Source organism: Maribacter sp. R86514, assembly GCF_044597005.1.
Lineage (GTDB): Bacteria > Bacteroidota > Bacteroidia > Flavobacteriales > Flavobacteriaceae > Maribacter.
In genome coordinates this window covers 1,417,127-1,434,778 of the sequence record NZ_CP138999.1, presented here as the reverse complement: position 1 = coordinate 1,434,778, position 17,652 = coordinate 1,417,127, and the positions used below count along the sequence as shown (strand labels likewise).

Below are 17,652 nucleotides of genomic sequence, written 5' to 3'. Positions count from 1 at the left end.
ATGAAGAGCAAAATATACCTTTACTTATTTCTATTTGTATCATTAATATGTCTATACCTGGTGGTGAGCAGTGGTAATATGACCAAAGCAAATGCAGAAACAATTACAAGGCTAGAAAGTAAGGTTGAAACTTTAAAAGACTCTGTCCAGAAATCTTCTTTGAAAGTACTTGATATGCAGTATTTTTCATTAGAAAATAATGATGATGCCTTAGCTTATTTTGAGCATTTAGACTTACAAGACCCGGCTGGTTACGTTGCCGATAAATTATTGGAAACCAATGCGCAAAAAGGGGATAACCCACTAGTGCCTTACGAGGGAATGCAGAGCGATTTTAAAATCAATAAAATTAAGGTTCTAAACCACAAATGGATTCTTACCGATTTCTCGGATGGAAAATATTGGGGAGAACTATTGATCAAGTACGAACTAAAAGATGATCTTGGGGTAGACTTTACCTTGGTAGATCATTTATTGTATACGCGTAGTAATTAGATTTTATTCGAAATCCACTTTTTAAGAGCGTAGAAATTCTGTGGTGCAACACCATGCCCTGCAGGAAATTCTTCATATACATGTTTAATACCCAAGTTCTTTAAAAGCTCTGGTGCCTTTCTTGCCCAATCTACGGGTATCACTTGGTCCATATCTCCATGAGAACTGTAGAAATTAAGGTTGTCAAAGTTGTTTTCCTTATAAGAATCTACTAGAATGGATTCGTTGATGTATCCGCTTAAAGCAATTATATTTTTTACTTTTTCAGGATATGATAATGCAACGGCATAGCTAAGAATTGTACCTTGACTGAAGCCTAAAAGGTTTACATTGTTTTCATCCAAGCCGTATGTAGAACAAGCCTCTTCTATAAAGGTCTTGATTTTATCACGCGATGCTATAGCTTGGTCATCATCGCTCCATTTTCCTTTTTCGTCATCAAAATTAATGGCATACCACGCATAACCATAAGGTTGTAAAATATAAGGAGCGCGAACAGCAATAATGCATAGTTCTTCTGGTAATTCTGGTGCAAAGGAAAATAAATCTTCTTCATTACTACCATAACCATGTAGCATAAATAAAACTGGTGGTTTTTTGTCTGTAAGACTAGATGGTTTAATAATGTGTTCTAAAGATAGGGGAGCTGTCGTCATTGTGTTATTTAATAAAAGTGAACCATTTTTGAAAATACGGACCTACAATAGGCACAATTTGTTCTTTGTTGCTTAATGCACCGATAAAGCCATATACCCAAAGTACAATGTAGCACAGGTATAAGCCATAAAGCGCATATTGGTTGAACCATACACTAGAAAATATAGCAAAGCCATGAAACATTAAGTGTAGACCAAATGCTTGACGGGTATGTATTCTTGCAAAACGATATTGTGGTTCGTTATTCATAGATAGGGCAATTATTGCCCCAACGATGGTTAAATAGGCAACTATTGCCGTAGTTCTTCCAGGTATTTCGGGAGATTTCTCCATGTTACTTATTTAAAACTAATTGGTTATTTGCAATGGCGCCTACTACTTTTCCTTTCATTTGCTTGCCAATTGCGATGGAGTTTTTACTGGAGCTAAAGATCTGATCTTGTGAAAATTCATAAGTGTCATCTGTAGTAAAAAGCGAAAGGTTTGCTTCTTGTCCAACTTCTAGCTGTGGCTCTGTCATTCCAAAAACAGAACGCCCTTTGGTTAGCAAGGCAATGGTCTGTTCAATATCAAAAAGTTCATTTAGCATACCGAATATGCTTTCTAGTCCTATTGTTCCAAAATCAGCATTGTCAAATTCTACATGCTTTAGTTCTATATTTAAAGGAGTGTGATCAGATGTCACAAAATCTATAGTTCCATTTTTTACTCCTTTTTGCAATGCTTTTATATCTGCTGCCGTTCTCAGTGGTGGCATTACTTTAAATTGTGTGTCAAAATTTTCTAAGGCACTATCGTTAATAACAAGGTTGTGAGCTGTTACACTACAAAACACCTGTAATCCTTTTTTCTTGGCGTCGGCTATAAGTTTCACTGAATTTGCTGTAGAAATGGTAGGTATAAATAATTTTCCTCCCGTATATTCCAAAACAAACAAATCTCGTGCAATCTGTAATTCTTCCGCCAGAGCAGGAATTCCTTTCAAGCCTAATTTTGTGCTGGTAACACCTTCGTTGACAATTCCTTTTCCCGATATACTTTTATCCAACGGAAAAGAAAATACCATTCCGTCAAAATTTTGAGCATATTGAAGGGCGATTTTTAAAAGGTTGGCATTTGCCATTGGATGTTTATAATCGTAAAAGCCCGAGGCGCCGGCATTTTTCATGTCGTAAAGCTCTGCCAGTACTTCACCTTCACCTTTTACGGTCAAATTCCCTAGAGGGTGTACCCTTGTTAATTGATTCTTGGCGGCATTTTTTAAGTATACAATATCTGATGCGGAATCTGGTGTTGGGTTACTACTCGTATTTAAAATAACATCTGTAAATCCGCTTTTTGCGGCAGTTAGTAATCCGTTTTCAATAGTTTCTCTTTCTTCATAACCAGGCTCTCCGAAACTAACTCCGCTATCAAACCAACCAATTGAAACATGTAAATCCTTTATGGCTATAACTTTTGTTTTACCGGTAGGCTCAATAGTAGTCTCAATAGCATCTATAACGCCATTTTTAATAAGAATATCCCTCTTTTTTAAATGAAGGCTCTTAGTACTCCCATTTACTATAGTCACTGATTTTAGAAGTATATTCATAGGTTTATGGGTGGTTTGTTAATAGGTTATTTTAAGAATCTTTGCAGTACCGTTTCTATTAAAACAAAAGCCAGTGCTAAAATAGCAAACCATTTCCAAAACTCGTTAATGGCATTGTCTTTTTGACTTTCTAAAAAGAAATTTGATACTGATGTATTACTGTTATTTTCTGGGAGCGCAGTATATAATAATTCGCTCTCTTTTCTGTCATTATTAAAGCTAATGTGTCTTATCGTTTTGTCATTATGTATAATTTTATAGATACCGGCTTCTTTGGGGTTTTCTATAAGATTAACCTGAACCTTTTTAGGTAATACCCGTTGCTGAGGAATAAACTCATTATTGTCATTAACTATTTTAATGATATCATCTTGTTGCAAAGTAAGGGGTAATTCTATTTCCGTTTTGCTACCAATACTTGCATATAATGGTGGAAGTTTTAAACTATTCATACCCATATTGTAAAAAGCAGGAACAATTAAGGGCGAATTCTTGAAATTTGAATTATCACTACTTAAAGCCGCAGTAAAGAAATAGGCGTTTTTAGACCCTACTAAAAAGGGTTCATTATTCTGATAAGACAATGCCACCGGAGCTTTTGTACTAATTCTAAAGCGTTCTTGAACATTGGGGAACTGAAAATCCGTTACTTTTTTATCGAAAACATTCTTAAATAACGGGTGTGCAGTTTTTACAACGGCGATGGGTATTTCTTGTGCTATTTCAGTAGAGAACCTAGTTGCATCATAAGCACTAGATAATTGATTGTAAGAGTTAATATCGCCTTTTGTAGCAGGTATGAATGCAAAACTACCTCCGTTGGTATTTAAAGATTTCAACGCGGTAATAAGAGAGCTTGGTAATTTTGATATTTCGTTTAGAACTACTAAATCTTGATTTTCAATAGTGCTATAATTTAATTGCGCTAACGTGCTAGTGGTAAAGCTAAAATCTTCATCGGTATATATCCGCTTTAAATAATCGGCAGAGGTATTGCCAATTACCAATACCTTAATTTTCGATTTTTCGTCAATGTTGAAGAAGAATTGATTGTCATAATTCAACCCCGTATCCATAATGGTTACCTTACCCAAGACAATGTCTTTTGCATTTATTGTAAAGCGTACATCCGCTTTTTTGTTTTGATCAAAATTAGCGCCTGTTTTTGCTATTAGTTTAGCATCATTAAATAAAGACACAGGTATGGTCTTTTCTTCAGAATTAGTAGTTAATTGTGCTACTACCTCTATGTTATCATTATTGCGCTCCGCTATAAAAACCGTATCTATAGCCGTATTGCTGATGATTGTATTACCAGGTTTTATATACTGCACGTTGATGGTGCTGGGTGAATCTACATTGGTTAAATTGCCCATACGTTGTTGAAAATCTGATATAAGCACCAAGTTTTTTTGAGAAGCGGTATTATCACTGAAATAGGTTTTTCCTTTTAGAATAATTTCAGAAATACCTAATTGCTCTGAATCTACGGAGAGATTCAGAAGGTCGTTTTGAATATCTTTTATATCAACATCTTTATATACCTGTTTATTGGTGAATAATGTAAAACGTTGATCAGAAGGTATGTTGGTTATAAAATCTTGAATGATATTTTTAAATAGGCTACCATTGTCAATTTGCCCGTTCATGCTAAAAGAATCATCTATATAAAAAACGTTTTCCTTTTCTTGTAGGGCATTGTCATTAGCCATAAATGGTTGGGCAAATGCAAAAACTAATGCAGCTAGTAAGCCCATTCTGATAAATAACAGTAACCATTTTTTTAAAGTGCTGCTTTTTCTAGATTCAGAAACTACTTGTTTTAAGAACTTTACATTAGTAAACGGTGTTTTCTTAAATCTGCGTAATTGAAATAGGTGAATTAGTATAGGAATGAGTAGTAGTAAAAGACCCCAAAGAAGTTCTGGATATTTAAATTGCATTCCTAATTTTGATTATAGCAAAGATAATTATTTTGAAATTAGAAGCTTGTGAGAAATCAACTAATATTTTTGTTCGTCTATCATCAGCAAAAGAAGAAATAATCTACCGATGGCTTTTGTTCCAATTCTTTAAAAAACGATTTAATCATATTTTGGTCATCTTCGTTAGCAACGGTAATAATGGTTTTGGAATTTTTTGATTCTTTTAAGTTAGAGAAGTGGGTCAGGCGGATACCGTAAATATCTTTCCCAATTTTCTTTTCATTATCACAGACCCATTGAAAAGGAATATTTTTCTCTACAAGCAGATTGGCAATCTTTTTTCCTTTTTTACCAGCGCCCCATACCACTAGATTGTCTATTGTTTTGTATTCCAATTTTAAGAAGTAGTGCAACTTAATATCCAAGAAATAATTTTGTGCGTAGTGCTCGCTGGTTCGCGATGTTCTGTTGTTGTAATCTCGCCAATAATGTAGGGTAGTGGTGCAGGGTATGCACTTTAAGCCTATTTCATAGAAACGGAAGGCAAGGTCATAATCTTCAGGATAACGATTAGGATTAAAAGCATCGCTAGCTTCAAAATTTTCTTTATGTACCATCCAACAAGGGGAGGGTATTACACATTCCTTATATATTTCTTTAAAATTATCACCGGTAGCTGTTAATTTGTTCAACCACTTCTCATATCGGTCGTAACCGTCATTTACTCCTGCTTTTGAAAAATATTTTACCTTTCCTACAGCTAGACTTCCTTTTCCTTGTTGTACCAGAGAATTGACCATGACTTCTATTCGTTCTGGGCTCATGTGATCATCAGCATCCATTCTTGTTATAGAGTTGCCACTACTATGTGCGTATGCTTTTCTAAGTGCCGTTATAATGCCGGATTCTTCATTTGAATATATTTTAAATCGAGCATCATTGGCTGCAAAAGTTTTGGCAATTGCTAAACTATCATCGCTTGAATTATCGTTGACGGCAATAACCTCCCAGATATTGTAGGTCTGATTTTGGATGGATTTTAAACATTCTTCAAAATATTCATCAACATTTTTAAAAGGAATAAGGATACTTACAAGCGGTTTTGTCATCATGGCAAGGTAATAAATAACTGAAATTCAACCTTTTCATTTCTTTGAAAAAGTTTTGAAATCACAGAGATGAAAAATAAATAAGAAAAGGCTTTATTAGATAAGAAAACCTTTATATATTTGCACCCGCATTCAGGGAATACCTGATGAGGCACTCAGGAGAAATGGCAGAGTGGTCGAATGCGGCAGTCTTGAAAACTGTTGAGGGTCACACCTCCGGGGGTTCGAATCCCTCTTTCTCCGCTTAGAGCAAAGCTCAATATCTTTTTGATATTGAGCTTTTTCTTTTTACCGTATTATTGTAGACACGCTGCTGCAGAACATATTTTATAAATTAAAATGGTATCTACGTATTTTAATGTTTTGCGCTAATAAGTATAGTTTTTTTGAAATAAATTTGATAGTGAAAAACTATCTAAAAGCATTAATTTAACGTATGCTTACATAATTTACTGCTTGTTAAACTATTTATATTAGAATAAATTTTGCGCATAAAGAAATTGAACATTCTATGGTTAAAACGAGATCTACGTTCTCAAGATCATGAACCTTTGTTCAACGCAGAAAAAGCAGGTTTTCCTTATCTTATAATTTACTTATTTGAACCATCTTTAATTAAGTACCCAGATACAAGTCTTAGGCATTTACAATTTATATATAATTCTGTCTTGGCTTTAAATATCATCTTAAAACCATACAATAGAAATGTATCTCTCTTTTATGGAGAAATGGAAGATATTCTAAAATATTTAAATGCAAATTTTGAAATAGATACAATTTATAGTTATCGCGAAAGCGGAATAAAATTGACATGGTCAAGAGATAAGAAGGTAAAAGAAATTTGTAATGCATATAACATTACGTGGAAAGAGTTTCAGCGAGACGGTATTATTAGGGGGATAAAAAATAGGCAAGACTGGAGTAAACTATGGCACTTAAAAATGCATGAACCTATAATAAGAAACAATTATTCGGTTTCTAATTTAAAACCATTGAGTCATCCGTTTCAGTTACCACAAGATTTTAAAAGTAATTTAGAAAAAGTAAATAGTAATTTTCAACCGGCTGGTGAACAAAATGCACTGAGATATTTAAGTTCTTTTGCTTTAAGTAGAGGTGCTAATTATCAAAAACATATTTCGAAACCGACGGAGAGTAGAAAAGGGTGTAGCAGATTGTCACCATACCTGGCATGGGGTAATATTAGGCTAAAACAGGTATTTCAGTTTGTAGGTACACACCCCAACGGAACAAAGAATGACAAGGCTTTTTCTGCTATGCTGACCAGACTATTTTGGCATTGTCACTTCATTCAAAAATTTGAAGTAGACTGTAGTTACGAAACGCAATGTATTAATAAAGGGTATGAATTGTTAACTCATGAAAAAAATGATGCATTTATTAAAGCATGGAAGTTGGGCGTAACGGGTTTTCTGTTAGTCGATGCTTGTATGCGTGCAGTAACCGATACTGGCTGGATTAATTTTCGAATGAGGGCTATGCTAGTTTCATTTTTGACTTTTAATCTAGACCAAGACTGGAGAGAAGGTACCTACCATTTAGCCAGACTGTTTTTAGATTATGAGCCCGGCATACATTACCCTCAATTTCAAATGCAAGCAGGTACTACGGGTATTAATACAGTACGGTTATATAATCCGGTTAAGAATTCTCAAGAGCATGATCCAGATGGTGTTTTTATAAAAAAGTGGATTCCAGAACTTAATAATGTTCCTACGGCCCATATTCATGAACCTTGGAAAATGACCGTTTTGGAGCAATCTTTTTGTGAAGTTATAATAGGTAAAGATTACCCATTTCCAATAGTGGATTTACAAGAGAGTGCGAGGGTTGCAAGAGAGAAGATATGGGCGCATAAGAATCATCCTGCTGTGCAAAAGGAAAAATATGGATTATTAAAAACTCATGTTAATGACACCCAGAATGATATGCGCTAATGATTTTGCTATGTAATCATCTCATTATCATAGATATATTCTAAACCTATTTTTTAAATCTAATTACAATACAACTACTTATTGCTACTTGCTTAACAAACGGCAAAAATTACAAATGCTTAATTATTTTTGCATTTAGCGGTTTTGTTATAGAATAGAAAAAATCAATTAAGTTTCCCTCTTTGTTTATCAAGTATTTTTGAAAGTTCCACCTTACCGTAGAATTTGTTTTACCATTAAATTCTTTATTTGTTAACCATTGATATAATGGATGTTGATGGCTACCCTTTACATCGATTTTTTCAGTAAGTAAAAAATCAACTCCATAATTACGTTCGCAGAATGCTTTTATTTGCGAGCTATCTCCTGGTTCTTGACCCCCAAATTGATTGCAAGGAACGCCAATAACAGTCAAATTTTGATAAGTATTGCTTAATTTTTGCAAATCTTTATATTGATCGGTAAAGCCGCATTCTGAGGCTACGTTTACAAATAGAATATGATTGCCTTTTAATTTCGAAAGATCAATAGGTTTACCTTCAAGTGAATTAATTTTTATATCATAAATAGAAGTTTTGGTAATCGTATTTTTATAAATGGAAGCTGTTTTAGCTTTTTCAATTTTTTTCATAGGAAATTGTTAAAAATCTGTCTCGCTTTTTTTATGGTAATCAATATATAAGTGTGTTATTTCTGGTGGTCAAGGCTAATTAATTATTTTATTATTTTCATTTCATTTAATAAAAAATATATTTTATAATAAAGCGAATATCACTGAAATGCAATGTTGTAAATGGTAAGATTTAGGTGTCTAAACCATATGCATTACTAATGTGTTTTGCTATTGTTGCACATTTAATTTAAAAAATGATTTTGCAGTGGTTTACTGATTTAAATAGTTTTGTAATTCCGCTATTTTATTAGGTTCATTGAATATACCTCCATAAAATGCAGTTACCGTAGCAGAAGTGTCATCTTTTATACCACGAGAAGACACGCACAAATGCTTGGCATCTATAATGACGGCTATATTTTCAGTTTCTAAAATCTTAGACAGTTCACCAGCTATTTGATTTGTTAGTCTCTCTTGTACTTGTGGTCTTTTAGCGTAATATTGAACAATTCTATTAAGTTTTGAGAGCCCAATTACTTTACCAGAAGATACATAGGCTATATGTGCTTTTCCTATTATAGGTACAAAGTGGTGCTCGCAGTTGGAATAGAAGGTGATGTTTTTTTCAACCAGCATTTGGTTGTACTGATATTTATTGTCAAATAATGCAACTTTGGGCTTGTTGGCAGGGTTTAATCCAGAAAAAATTTCATCGATGTACATTTTAGCTACTCGATTAGGTGTTCCCCTAAGAGAATCATCGTTTAGATCCAGCCCCATTACATCCATAATTTGTGAAAATAATGCTGCTATTTTTTCTTTCTTTTCTTCATCTGATATTTCAAAAGCATCTGCTTTCATTGGGGTTTCCAGACCTGTGTAAATATGATCATCACCTATTTCGTCTTCTGAAAATCCGTTTAAATTGTTTGTTTTAATAAGGGTATTCAACATAATTTCTTGGTGTTTCATATAGTTTAATCTTTAAATCTAAATTCGGGTCAATCTCAGTTTTCAATATATCGTATATAACTATGGCTATATTTTCTACTGTAGGGTTAAGAGTTTTGAATTCGTCAGTATCTAGGTTCAGATTTTTATGGTCAAATCGGTTTAAAATTTTTTCTTCGATCAAATCTGATAAAATCTTGGTATCTATTACGTAACCAGTTTCTTTATCACAAAACCCAATTACTTTAACTTCAAGTTCGTAGTTATGACCGTGATAATTTGGGTTGTTACATTTACCGAAGACTCTTTTATTTTTCTCATCGCTCCAATTTAAATTGTGCAATCTATGTGCTGCATTAAAGTGCTCACACCTTACTAAGGCTAGTTTATTCATTTTCTAAAAAGACGTTTGTATAATTTAACAGGATAAAGATATTATTTTGTTTAATGAATAATGTTAAATATTAAACAAAATTTAAAACTCTTTTTCAGGTTTCAGGATAACGCTACTGTCTATCGCCATCTATTACAACTTATTTAATGGTTAAAAAAGTGGTCGCAAAAAAAAATTATAAGCCATAGTATTCGTATGTAATCGGCTAGCGCTATCGTGTTTGATTATCATTGTTTTAACTTTTGTGAATGGTAGCTTAGTTGCTACACCCTTATTGAGAACAAAACATTATTCATGTCTTAGCTCTGTTTTTTAATAGTTTTTTTTAAAATGATTATATTATATTTAGGATAGCTAAGGTGGCAGGCGCATTATATTTGTTGTCTTTAAAACGCACCTCTTCTAAATAGTCTATGACAAAAGCCAAAATACATGATAGGGAAAAAGAACGCTTAGCGCTTCTTAATACCTATTCAATTTTAGATACGCTACCAGAGAAAGATTATGATAATCTAACTAAATTGGCGGCGGAAATTTGTCAGACCCCAATTTCTTTGATCACACTACTAGATGATAAAAGGCAGTGGTTTAAATCTCATTACGGGTTAGGGGTTTCTGAAACACCTATAGAAGATGCTTTTTGTGCACATGCCATCACTGGAAATGAACCTATTTTTACTACTGAAGATGCTCGCGAAGATGAGCGATTTCATGATAATCCATTAGTAACGGGTGATCCCAATATAGTTTTTTACGCGGGTATTCCTTTAAAGAATGCAAGTGGATTGCCTTTAGGAACCTTATGTGTTATCGATAATAAGCCTAGGAAATTAACGGATAGCCAAAAAGAATCTTTGAATATTTTGTCTGAGCAAGTTATCAATTTATTAGAGCTTAGAAAGAACAAGTTGGAACTTGAGCGGGCGCATAAAAAGCTGAAGAAATTCTCTAAAAAACTAGAGAAAAAAGTATTTCAACGCACTAATCAGTTAGAAATCAAAACTATAAAGTTAGAGCTAATGATTAATGACCTAGAGTCTTTTAATCATATCTGTAGTCATGATTTGCAAGAACCTTTACGTAAAATTCAAATGTTCATCTCACAGATCAGCGATAGTGAATTTAATAACCTTAGCGATGCCGGTAGACATAAATTAGAACGTATCGATAAATCTGCAGCTCGTATGAGAGATCTTATTCAGGATCTATTAACGTACGGTGCAACGGAAACTATTGATAATAGTTTGACGACGGTATCTTTAAAGAAATTGGTATTAGATGTAAAAGATGTGTTGAGTGAGGAGCTTAAAGCGCACAAAACCGTTCTTAGGGTGCCAAAGGATTGTCTAATTACGATTAGGCCTATTCAATTTAAACAATTGTTGTTCAATCTGTTCACTAACGCCATTAAGTTTACTGATAAAGAAGAAAAACCTACTATAAAAGTAGTAGGCAAAATTGTAAAAGGTTCAGATTATCAAGAAATGGATTTATCGGAAGATCAGCTTTATTCACGCATTGTGGTGTCTGATAACGGTATAGGTTTTGATCAAAAATATGAAGGTAAAGTTTTTGAAATATTTCAACGTTTACATAGCGATGATCAATATCAAGGTACCGGAATTGGTCTTGCTATTGTAAAACGCATTGTTACTACCCACAAAGGTCAAATAAGGGTTAAAAGCTCATTAGGTAACGGAGCTACTTTTGAACTATTTATTCCGCTTGCCGATCAAAGAGATTTAAAATAATCTTTTACTTTACCGATATGATTTTCTTTCGCTGTTGTGCTTAACCAACTAGCTTTAAAGCCATTTATGGCCAATTGTTCTATTTGTGCTAAAGTTAAGCCGAGCGCTTTTGCCGTTTGGTAGTAATTCTCGTTCATATACCCACCAAAATATGCTGGGTCGTCTGAATGTATGGTAGCAACAATTCCTTTTTCGAGCATTTTGGCAACAGGGTGATCTTCCATCTTATCGATTACTTTTAAAGCAACATTACTAGTAGGGCAGAGGGTCAAGGCAATTTTTTCATCGACCAATCTTTTAACCAATGCGTCGTCTGTTAAACAACGATTGCCATGATCTATACGTTCAACGTTTAAGATGTCTAAAGCTTCCCAGATATATTCCGCAGGCCCTTCTTCACCTGCATGCGCAACAAGCTTGTAGCCTTGTTCAGCAGACGCTTTAAATACTTTTTCAAACTTACTTGGTGGGTTTCCCATTTCTGATGAATCTAAACCAACGCCATCGATAATGTCTTTAAACGGTAATGACTCTTCTAAGGTTTTAAAAGCATCTTCTTCGCTCATATGACGCAAATAGCTCATGATGAGTTTGTAAGATATGTTTAACTCATTTTTTCCCTTTTCTAGAGCACGGTGAATTCCTTTTATCACCACATCAAAAGCAACACCTCTTTCGGTATGTGTCTGTGGGTCAAAAAACACCTCTACATGCTTTACATTTTCACTGTGTACTTTGGTAAAATACGCCCAAGTTAAGTCAAAGAAATCTTGCTCATGTAATAGTACCTGCGCACCAGCATAATAGATATCTAAAAACTCTTGAAGGTTGTTGAATTTATATGCTTTTTTTACCGATTCTATAGAATCGTAGGGTAACGTAATATGATTTCTTTTTGCAATTTCGAACATTAATTCTGGTTCAAAACTCCCTTCTAAATGTAAATGCAGCTCTGCTTTCGGAATGCCTTTTATGATGCTTTGAAGTTTTGATGTTTCCATGTGAAAAAGATTTAAATACTTTAATGTGATAAGTAGGTCTTAGAATTTTGACAAACTTACTTATTAAAGGTGATAATAGCGAACCGTAAATGCGATAACGACCTTTTTTAAAACTTAAGATTTTTTACAATACGTACGTATTGTAAATGTCATCTAACTCTTTTTCTGGATCTGTACTTAGCCCAGATCGGGTAGTGGAGCTTTGTATAACCGTACTTCTACAAGCTGTTAACCAACCAAAACGGTCAGGTAAATCTAATTTACCTATTGGTCCGCCAGCTTCTTTGCCTTCACAAATCAATTTCCAGGCTTTTAAATATTCGTCTAAAATTTCGTATTCTATATCCGGAGAAAATGCTTTTAACTTTTCTTCATTGATTTGATACTTGATATCTAAAAATTTTGTCCTTTTACAGAATAAAATCACACCTACATTAAAAAACTCTTCTCGTTCAACTTTCGGTACAATTCTAACTATCGCAAATTTGAAGGTATGTCTATCTTGCATCTTCCGCTTCTTTTACTAAAACATCGATCATAGATAGCTTAGTGATTATAAAATTAATGTAAGCAGCTCTTTTTTCATCCGCATTTAAAACATCAGATTCGCTCGTCAACCAATCTTCTGGTATGTTTGAAACAATTTCAGTTACTTTCTCTAGTGTGATGAATTTTTGAATTTCTTCGGCAGCTTCAGGTAGGGCAGTGGCTTGTTGTAAAAGTACATGGTCTTTTATAAACGGAAATGTTCTGCTTAGGTGACTCTCCCAAGTCTCCCAATTATGGTGAAAATAAAAACTTGCACCATTATCAATTACCCATAATTCATTATGCCAGTACAATAGATTTGCATTTTTAGCGGTACGGTCAATATTACTAATTAAACTATCAAGCACCACAACCTTTGAAGCTGTCATGGCATCTTCCTTCGAAATTATAGGGTCGAAAGTTATAGCGCCAGACAAAAAGTGTAACCCAAGGTTAAGCCCTACGCTAAACTTCAGTAAATCTTGAATTTCTTCGTCTGGTTCTGTTTGTCTAAAAGAATCTTCTAAGTTCATAAAGACCAATTCTGGTACATTCAAACCGATGGTCCTTGCCAATTCGCCACCTATAAATTCAGCGATAAGTGATTTTTTACCTTGCCCAGAGCCTCTAAACTTGAGTACGTACAAAAAATCATCATCTGCTTTAACAATAGCCGGCATAGAGCCGCCCTCTCGCAAGGGTTGTAAATATTGAACAACATCTACTGTTCTAATATCGAGTGTATTCATACTGCTAAGATAGTAGTTAGTTCTTTGTGTGCTAAATTCAGTTTTAGGTATGGCTTATAAAAATCTATACTATTTTTTATAAGTCGGTTTTTTATATGAGAAGCAGCATTTTGCATCCTAGTTTTGTTGTAGACTCCTAGTCTTTAATTTTCTTCGTTAACTAACGGAGAGATCATAATATGCGCCCTGTGCGTACCAGGGTTCATGATCCATGGATGGTTTGGGGCAGTCGGAGTTTCTGGTAACCCGATTGATGCCGATGTAGCAAATGGGGTATATATGACATAACGCAGCTTTGCACCTTCTACTTTAGAAGTTTCTTCATTATACATTGAATTTGGACCATAATAAATGTGTAGGGCAGAACCGGGGGTAATTTTTATAGTCCCAGATTTTACTTCTGCTTCACGAATTGCGAATATCTCTTCTGCTGATTTTCCTTCCGCACGTAGAGCTCTACCTCTTGCCATAAATGGTTCTAAGCTTTTGTGGTAGCAAGCTGCGTTGAATCCGTCTTTTCTTGGATCATCTGCCAATACGATATATGCACCATCTCCTTCTTTTAAGGTAACGAACTCACCGTTCATATTATAGCCTATTACTTTGCTTGTAGCCCTGCTTTCAGCTGGTGTCGCCATTAATGCCGTGTTAATAAGATCTTGATCGGTTTCAACGGGTTTTAGTTGCTTTTCTGCTTTAGCGGTTGTTTTCGATTCTGTACTTTCTGTAATCTTGTCTTTAGATTTATCTGATGAATTACAGGAAAGTACTAGAGCGGAACAAAGTAATGCGGCGAATAAGTTTTTCATGATTATTGGTGATTTTTAAATTTCGTTAGATGCAAAAGGATCAAAGAACCCTATTAAAAAGTGATGGATTACGGTTACTAAAATTGCAAACAACATTATATAATATATAGTTTTAAGTAATTTTTCATTTAGTTGGTTTTTTTGGTCATCCACTTAAATTAATAAAATTTACATAGAATAATGACAGTTTCTTTTTTCACTTATAGTTAGATTAACTGAACATGGGTTTTTCTTTTAATACTTTGCATTTTTCACCAAAAAGTAAGTACACTATACCTATTTAGTTTTTTAAAGGGTTTACAGTTTAAGTTATAAGTGATTTTTAATTTCTTCTGATCGGGTAATAAAGTTTGAAATATCTTTCGCCCAGATATGATAGGTTCGTTTTGAAGGGTGTACCCCGTCAACGAAAAATTCAGAAGGATTTATTTTAAGATTGAATCTTTTTATATAATCTGCGCTAGAAGGCTTTAGTGCATAGTAATATACTTGGTCAAAATCTTTTACAATTTTCTTTAATTCCTCACCTAGTATATCAACCAGATTGCCAATTGTAAACTTTATGATCGTTGTAAAAGCGGGAAATTCTTTTATTGGAGGCATATTGGTAAATACAATAGGTGCATCTTTAAATTTACCTTTAATGCTTTTAATAAGTTCACGAACGTCTCTATTCCATTTCTTAGGTGAGTTCAGTTCAAAAGCGTCATTACCGCCAAGACCAATTACAATAAGGTCAATGGCTTCTTCTGTAATAAGGTCTACAATATGGTCATTTACTTTTTTAGCCGTGTAACCACTTTTGGCATAAACTTTCCAGTGTACATTGGTTTGTAAACTAGCTGCTAGTTCATTGGCAAGGAAACCTGTGAATCCTTCTTTATGAGTTTTGACACCTACACCTGCAATAGTGCTTTCGCCTATAGTAAGTAACCGAAGTGTTTTCTTAGAAGATACTATTGTAGAGCCGTCAGAACCTTCTGCCTCTTGTAAGCGCGGAACGGTTTTTTTAATTTTTTTACCTTGAAAATACATTATAGGCAATAGCGGAATGCTTAAGAAAGACCCTAATGTATATTTTAAGTTCATTTTTGAATTGTTAAATGACTATAATCAATTGCGGATTTATGGGTTGTTGTGTTATTTGTATGAAGGTAGGATAAATTACCTTGAAAGTAATGTTTGAGAAGTTTGTTTTCACTATACTAATTCGGCTATTCATTAGAATCTAGTTTATTGTACTTTTTTAGTATTTCAAGAACCTTTTCTATAGGTAAGGATTTTATCTCATGTCCATTTCTACCCGTCATACTTTTTGCTGCCAATAAAGAGTTAAGGATAGCTTCTTCAGTAGCTTCGATCACTCCTAAAAATAGTGGGGATATGGCGCTATTTCTTAGTTCTTTTTTCTCATTGAACAAAGATGAACTTTGATACGGAATCAAATTGTCTTTTGCCGTTGAAACGGCTATCACATAGTCTCCACTGCCATTAGAAGCGATTCCTCCTGTTTTGGCTAATCCCATAATGGCTCTTTTTGCCAATCTTTCAAGATTTCTTGCATTTAATGGGGCATCTGTCATTACTACGATCATACAAGAGCCGTCTACATCATAGGTGAAATTTCTAGAGTAATTATCTAGTTCTTTGGCAATTGGCACACCGTTCAGTTCAAAGACTCCTCCAAAATTTGTCTGTACCAAAACACCTACAGTATAACCGCCAAAAGATTCTGGAATAATTCGAGAAGAGGTACCTATGCCTCCTTTATACTGAAAACAGATGGTACCTGTGCCGGCACCAACATTTCCTTCAGCGACTTTACCTGTTTTAGAATTTTTTATAGCGCTTAATACGTGTTCTTCCCTAATATGTCTTCCTCTAATATCATTGAGATAACCATCATTGGTTTCCCCAACAATGGAGTTGACGGAATGTACATTTTGGTTCTCTTCGTTTTCTAAAGTGTAGGTAATTAAGGCATTTGAAGCCACCGGTACGCTTAATGTATTTGTTAAAATGATCGGGGTTTCAATATTGCCAAGTTCTTTGACCTGAGAATAGCCCGCTAATTTTCCAAAGCCATTTCCTAAGTATATGGCGGCGGGTGATTTTTGTTGAAAGAGATTGCCAGAGTGGGGTAGGATCGCTGTGACTCCAGTCCTAATACTATCACCTATGATTAAAGTGGTATGACCAACAGTTACATCTTTAACGTCTGTAATAGCGTTATTAATACCGGTTTTTAAAACACCTACTTCAATACCATAGTCTCTTAATCTTTTGTTCTGTGAATATGTGTTTACCGTTATAAAAATAATTAGAAGTAGAATTTTATTCATAGTTGGTGTATTACTTCGAAATGGGTTGCTTATTGACAACTTACCTTATATTGTTAGACATGATTATTCCGCTACAAAATTGTCATTATCTTTATCTTCGGTCCAATTGTATTCAATTTCTTTAGCGACTTTTCTAGCAAAGTCGATACCATGCCTATCTGCTAAGAACCCTAATGCCATATCCATACCGGCACTTACACCAGAAGAGGTGTAATATTTACCATCAATTTTCCATCTGGCTTTTTTGTCCCAGTTGACATCTGCACCTTGGGTCTCTACCCATGAAAATGCCCTTTTGTTGGAAGTTGCTTTTTTACCATCTAAAAGTCCTGCTTTGGCAAGAAGTGCACTACCTGTACATACAGATAGCACATAATCACTCTCAGAAGAAAGCTTTTTTATTTCATTTAAAAGCTGAGTATTATCTACTTCTTTTCTCGTACCTAAACCACCAGGAACCAAAATTATCTCAGGTTGTTTTGTGATAGTTTCTAATTTTTCTGTCATAATTGGTACACTGTGTCTATTGGTAATGACGCCACCTTCTAGCGAGTAGAACTTGAGGGTGTATGTGTCTACTAGGCGCCCAAAGATTTCTGCCGGACCAAAAACGTCTAGGGTTTCATAATCATCGAACATGATAAAGGCGATTTCTTTGGTATTTTCCATTTGATCAGGGTTGTTTTGCGCATTCACTTTAAAACAGATTGTTAATATTGCTATTTGAATAAAAAGGAAAATTTGAAATGTTGATGCTTTCATCTTTTGTTTCATAG

At 34.3% G+C, this 17,652-nt stretch carries 18 protein-coding genes and 1 tRNA gene; 4 read left to right on the top strand and 15 right to left on the bottom strand.

Features of this window, described 5'->3' with window-relative positions; genetic code table 11:
* Positions 1 to 495, top strand: a complete 495-nt coding sequence (locus tag SJY30_RS06495) for a hydrolase (RefSeq protein WP_396634764.1) — start codon at positions 1 to 3, stop codon at positions 493 to 495.
* Here SJY30_RS06495 and SJY30_RS06490 read toward each other — a convergent pair.
* The 5 genes from SJY30_RS06490 to SJY30_RS06470 all read right to left on the bottom strand — a co-directional run bounded on the left by SJY30_RS06490 (position 492) and on the right by SJY30_RS06470 (position 5,783).
* The gene (locus SJY30_RS06490; RefSeq protein WP_396634763.1) at positions 492 to 1,151 is read right to left on the bottom strand and encodes an alpha/beta hydrolase; all 660 of its coding nucleotides are present in this window, start codon (positions 1,149 to 1,151) and stop codon (positions 492 to 494) included. The genes SJY30_RS06495 and SJY30_RS06490 overlap by 4 nt on opposite strands.
* Positions 1,152 to 1,155: 4 nt before the next feature.
* Positions 1,156 to 1,485, bottom strand: a complete 330-nt coding sequence (locus SJY30_RS06485; protein WP_396634762.1) for a hypothetical protein — start codon at positions 1,483 to 1,485, stop codon at positions 1,156 to 1,158.
* Position 1,486: 1 nt separating this feature from the next.
* Entirely contained in the window at positions 1,487 to 2,746 is a 1,260-nt protein-coding gene (locus SJY30_RS06480) for a dihydroorotase family protein (protein ID WP_396634761.1), read from the bottom strand.
* Positions 2,747 to 2,772: 26 nt separating this feature from the next.
* On the bottom strand, positions 2,773 to 4,689 hold the full coding sequence (locus SJY30_RS06475; protein WP_396634760.1) for a BatA domain-containing protein: 1,917 nt from the start codon (positions 4,687 to 4,689) through the stop codon (positions 2,773 to 2,775).
* An 83-nt stretch (positions 4,690 to 4,772) separates the two neighbouring features.
* The gene (locus tag SJY30_RS06470) at positions 4,773 to 5,783 is read right to left on the bottom strand and encodes a glycosyltransferase family 2 protein (RefSeq protein ID WP_396634759.1); all 1,011 of its coding nucleotides are present in this window, start codon (positions 5,781 to 5,783) and stop codon (positions 4,773 to 4,775) included.
* A 155-nt stretch (positions 5,784 to 5,938) separates the two neighbouring features.
* On the opposite strand from SJY30_RS06470, the gene SJY30_RS06465 reads away from it, so the two are divergent.
* Together SJY30_RS06465 and SJY30_RS06460 are read left to right on the top strand one after the other, a co-directional pair.
* Positions 5,939 to 6,023 (top strand) — tRNA-Ser (locus SJY30_RS06465).
* Between the two features lie 242 nt (positions 6,024 to 6,265).
* The gene (locus SJY30_RS06460) at positions 6,266 to 7,738 is read left to right on the top strand and encodes a deoxyribodipyrimidine photo-lyase/cryptochrome family protein (protein ID WP_396634758.1); all 1,473 of its coding nucleotides are present in this window, start codon (positions 6,266 to 6,268) and stop codon (positions 7,736 to 7,738) included.
* Positions 7,739 to 7,847: 109 nt separating this feature from the next.
* Here the strand turns inward: SJY30_RS06460 and SJY30_RS06455 are convergent, their stop codons facing one another.
* The 3 genes from SJY30_RS06455 to SJY30_RS06445 all read right to left on the bottom strand — a co-directional run bounded on the left by SJY30_RS06455 (position 7,848) and on the right by SJY30_RS06445 (position 9,696).
* On the bottom strand, positions 7,848 to 8,369 hold the full coding sequence (locus tag SJY30_RS06455) for a glutathione peroxidase (protein ID WP_396634757.1): 522 nt from the start codon (positions 8,367 to 8,369) through the stop codon (positions 7,848 to 7,850).
* 252 nt (positions 8,370 to 8,621) lie between these two features.
* Positions 8,622 to 9,323: a GTP cyclohydrolase I FolE gene (gene folE, locus SJY30_RS06450; RefSeq protein WP_396634756.1), complete on the bottom strand. Its 702-nt coding sequence runs from the start codon at positions 9,321 to 9,323 to the stop codon at positions 8,622 to 8,624.
* Positions 9,286 to 9,696, bottom strand: coding sequence for a 6-pyruvoyl trahydropterin synthase family protein (locus SJY30_RS06445; protein WP_396634755.1), 411 nt, complete (start codon positions 9,694 to 9,696; stop codon positions 9,286 to 9,288). The genes folE and SJY30_RS06445 overlap by 38 nt, the downstream gene beginning before the upstream one ends.
* A 413-nt stretch (positions 9,697 to 10,109) precedes the next feature.
* On the opposite strand from SJY30_RS06445, the gene SJY30_RS06440 reads away from it, so the two are divergent.
* Positions 10,110 to 11,447 carry an ATP-binding protein gene (locus SJY30_RS06440; RefSeq protein WP_396634754.1) on the top strand — a complete coding sequence of 446 codons (1,338 nt, stop codon included), beginning with the start codon at positions 10,110 to 10,112 and terminating at the stop codon, positions 11,445 to 11,447.
* Here SJY30_RS06440 and SJY30_RS06435 read toward each other — a convergent pair.
* The 7 genes from SJY30_RS06435 to SJY30_RS06405 all read right to left on the bottom strand — a co-directional run bounded on the left by SJY30_RS06435 (position 11,429) and on the right by SJY30_RS06405 (position 17,650).
* Positions 11,429 to 12,448 carry an adenosine deaminase gene (locus SJY30_RS06435; protein WP_396634753.1) on the bottom strand — a complete coding sequence of 340 codons (1,020 nt, stop codon included), beginning with the start codon at positions 12,446 to 12,448 and terminating at the stop codon, positions 11,429 to 11,431. The two genes, SJY30_RS06440 and SJY30_RS06435, sit on opposite strands and share 19 nt — an antisense overlap.
* Before the next feature lie 124 nt (positions 12,449 to 12,572).
* Positions 12,573 to 12,956, bottom strand: a complete 384-nt coding sequence (locus SJY30_RS06430; RefSeq protein ID WP_396634752.1) for a DUF3037 domain-containing protein — start codon at positions 12,954 to 12,956, stop codon at positions 12,573 to 12,575.
* Entirely contained in the window at positions 12,946 to 13,725 is a 780-nt protein-coding gene (locus SJY30_RS06425; RefSeq protein ID WP_396634751.1) for a HipA family kinase, read from the bottom strand. The genes SJY30_RS06430 and SJY30_RS06425 overlap by 11 nt, the downstream gene beginning before the upstream one ends.
* 143 nt (positions 13,726 to 13,868) lie before the next feature.
* Positions 13,869 to 14,534 (bottom strand): hypothetical protein, encoded by a 666-nt coding sequence (locus SJY30_RS06420; protein ID WP_396634750.1) that lies wholly within the window; start codon positions 14,532 to 14,534, stop codon positions 13,869 to 13,871.
* A gap of 309 nt (positions 14,535 to 14,843) precedes the next feature.
* Positions 14,844 to 15,623: an SGNH/GDSL hydrolase family protein gene (locus SJY30_RS06415; protein ID WP_396634749.1), complete on the bottom strand. Its 780-nt coding sequence runs from the start codon at positions 15,621 to 15,623 to the stop codon at positions 14,844 to 14,846.
* 125 nt (positions 15,624 to 15,748) lie between these two features.
* Positions 15,749 to 16,876: a P1 family peptidase gene (locus tag SJY30_RS06410; protein WP_396634748.1), complete on the bottom strand. Its 1,128-nt coding sequence runs from the start codon at positions 16,874 to 16,876 to the stop codon at positions 15,749 to 15,751.
* A gap of 63 nt (positions 16,877 to 16,939) precedes the next feature.
* Complete coding sequence (locus tag SJY30_RS06405) at positions 16,940 to 17,650, bottom strand: DJ-1/PfpI family protein (RefSeq protein WP_396634747.1); 711 nt, start codon at positions 17,648 to 17,650, stop codon at positions 16,940 to 16,942.
* Positions 17,651 to 17,652 lie beyond the last annotated feature (2 nt).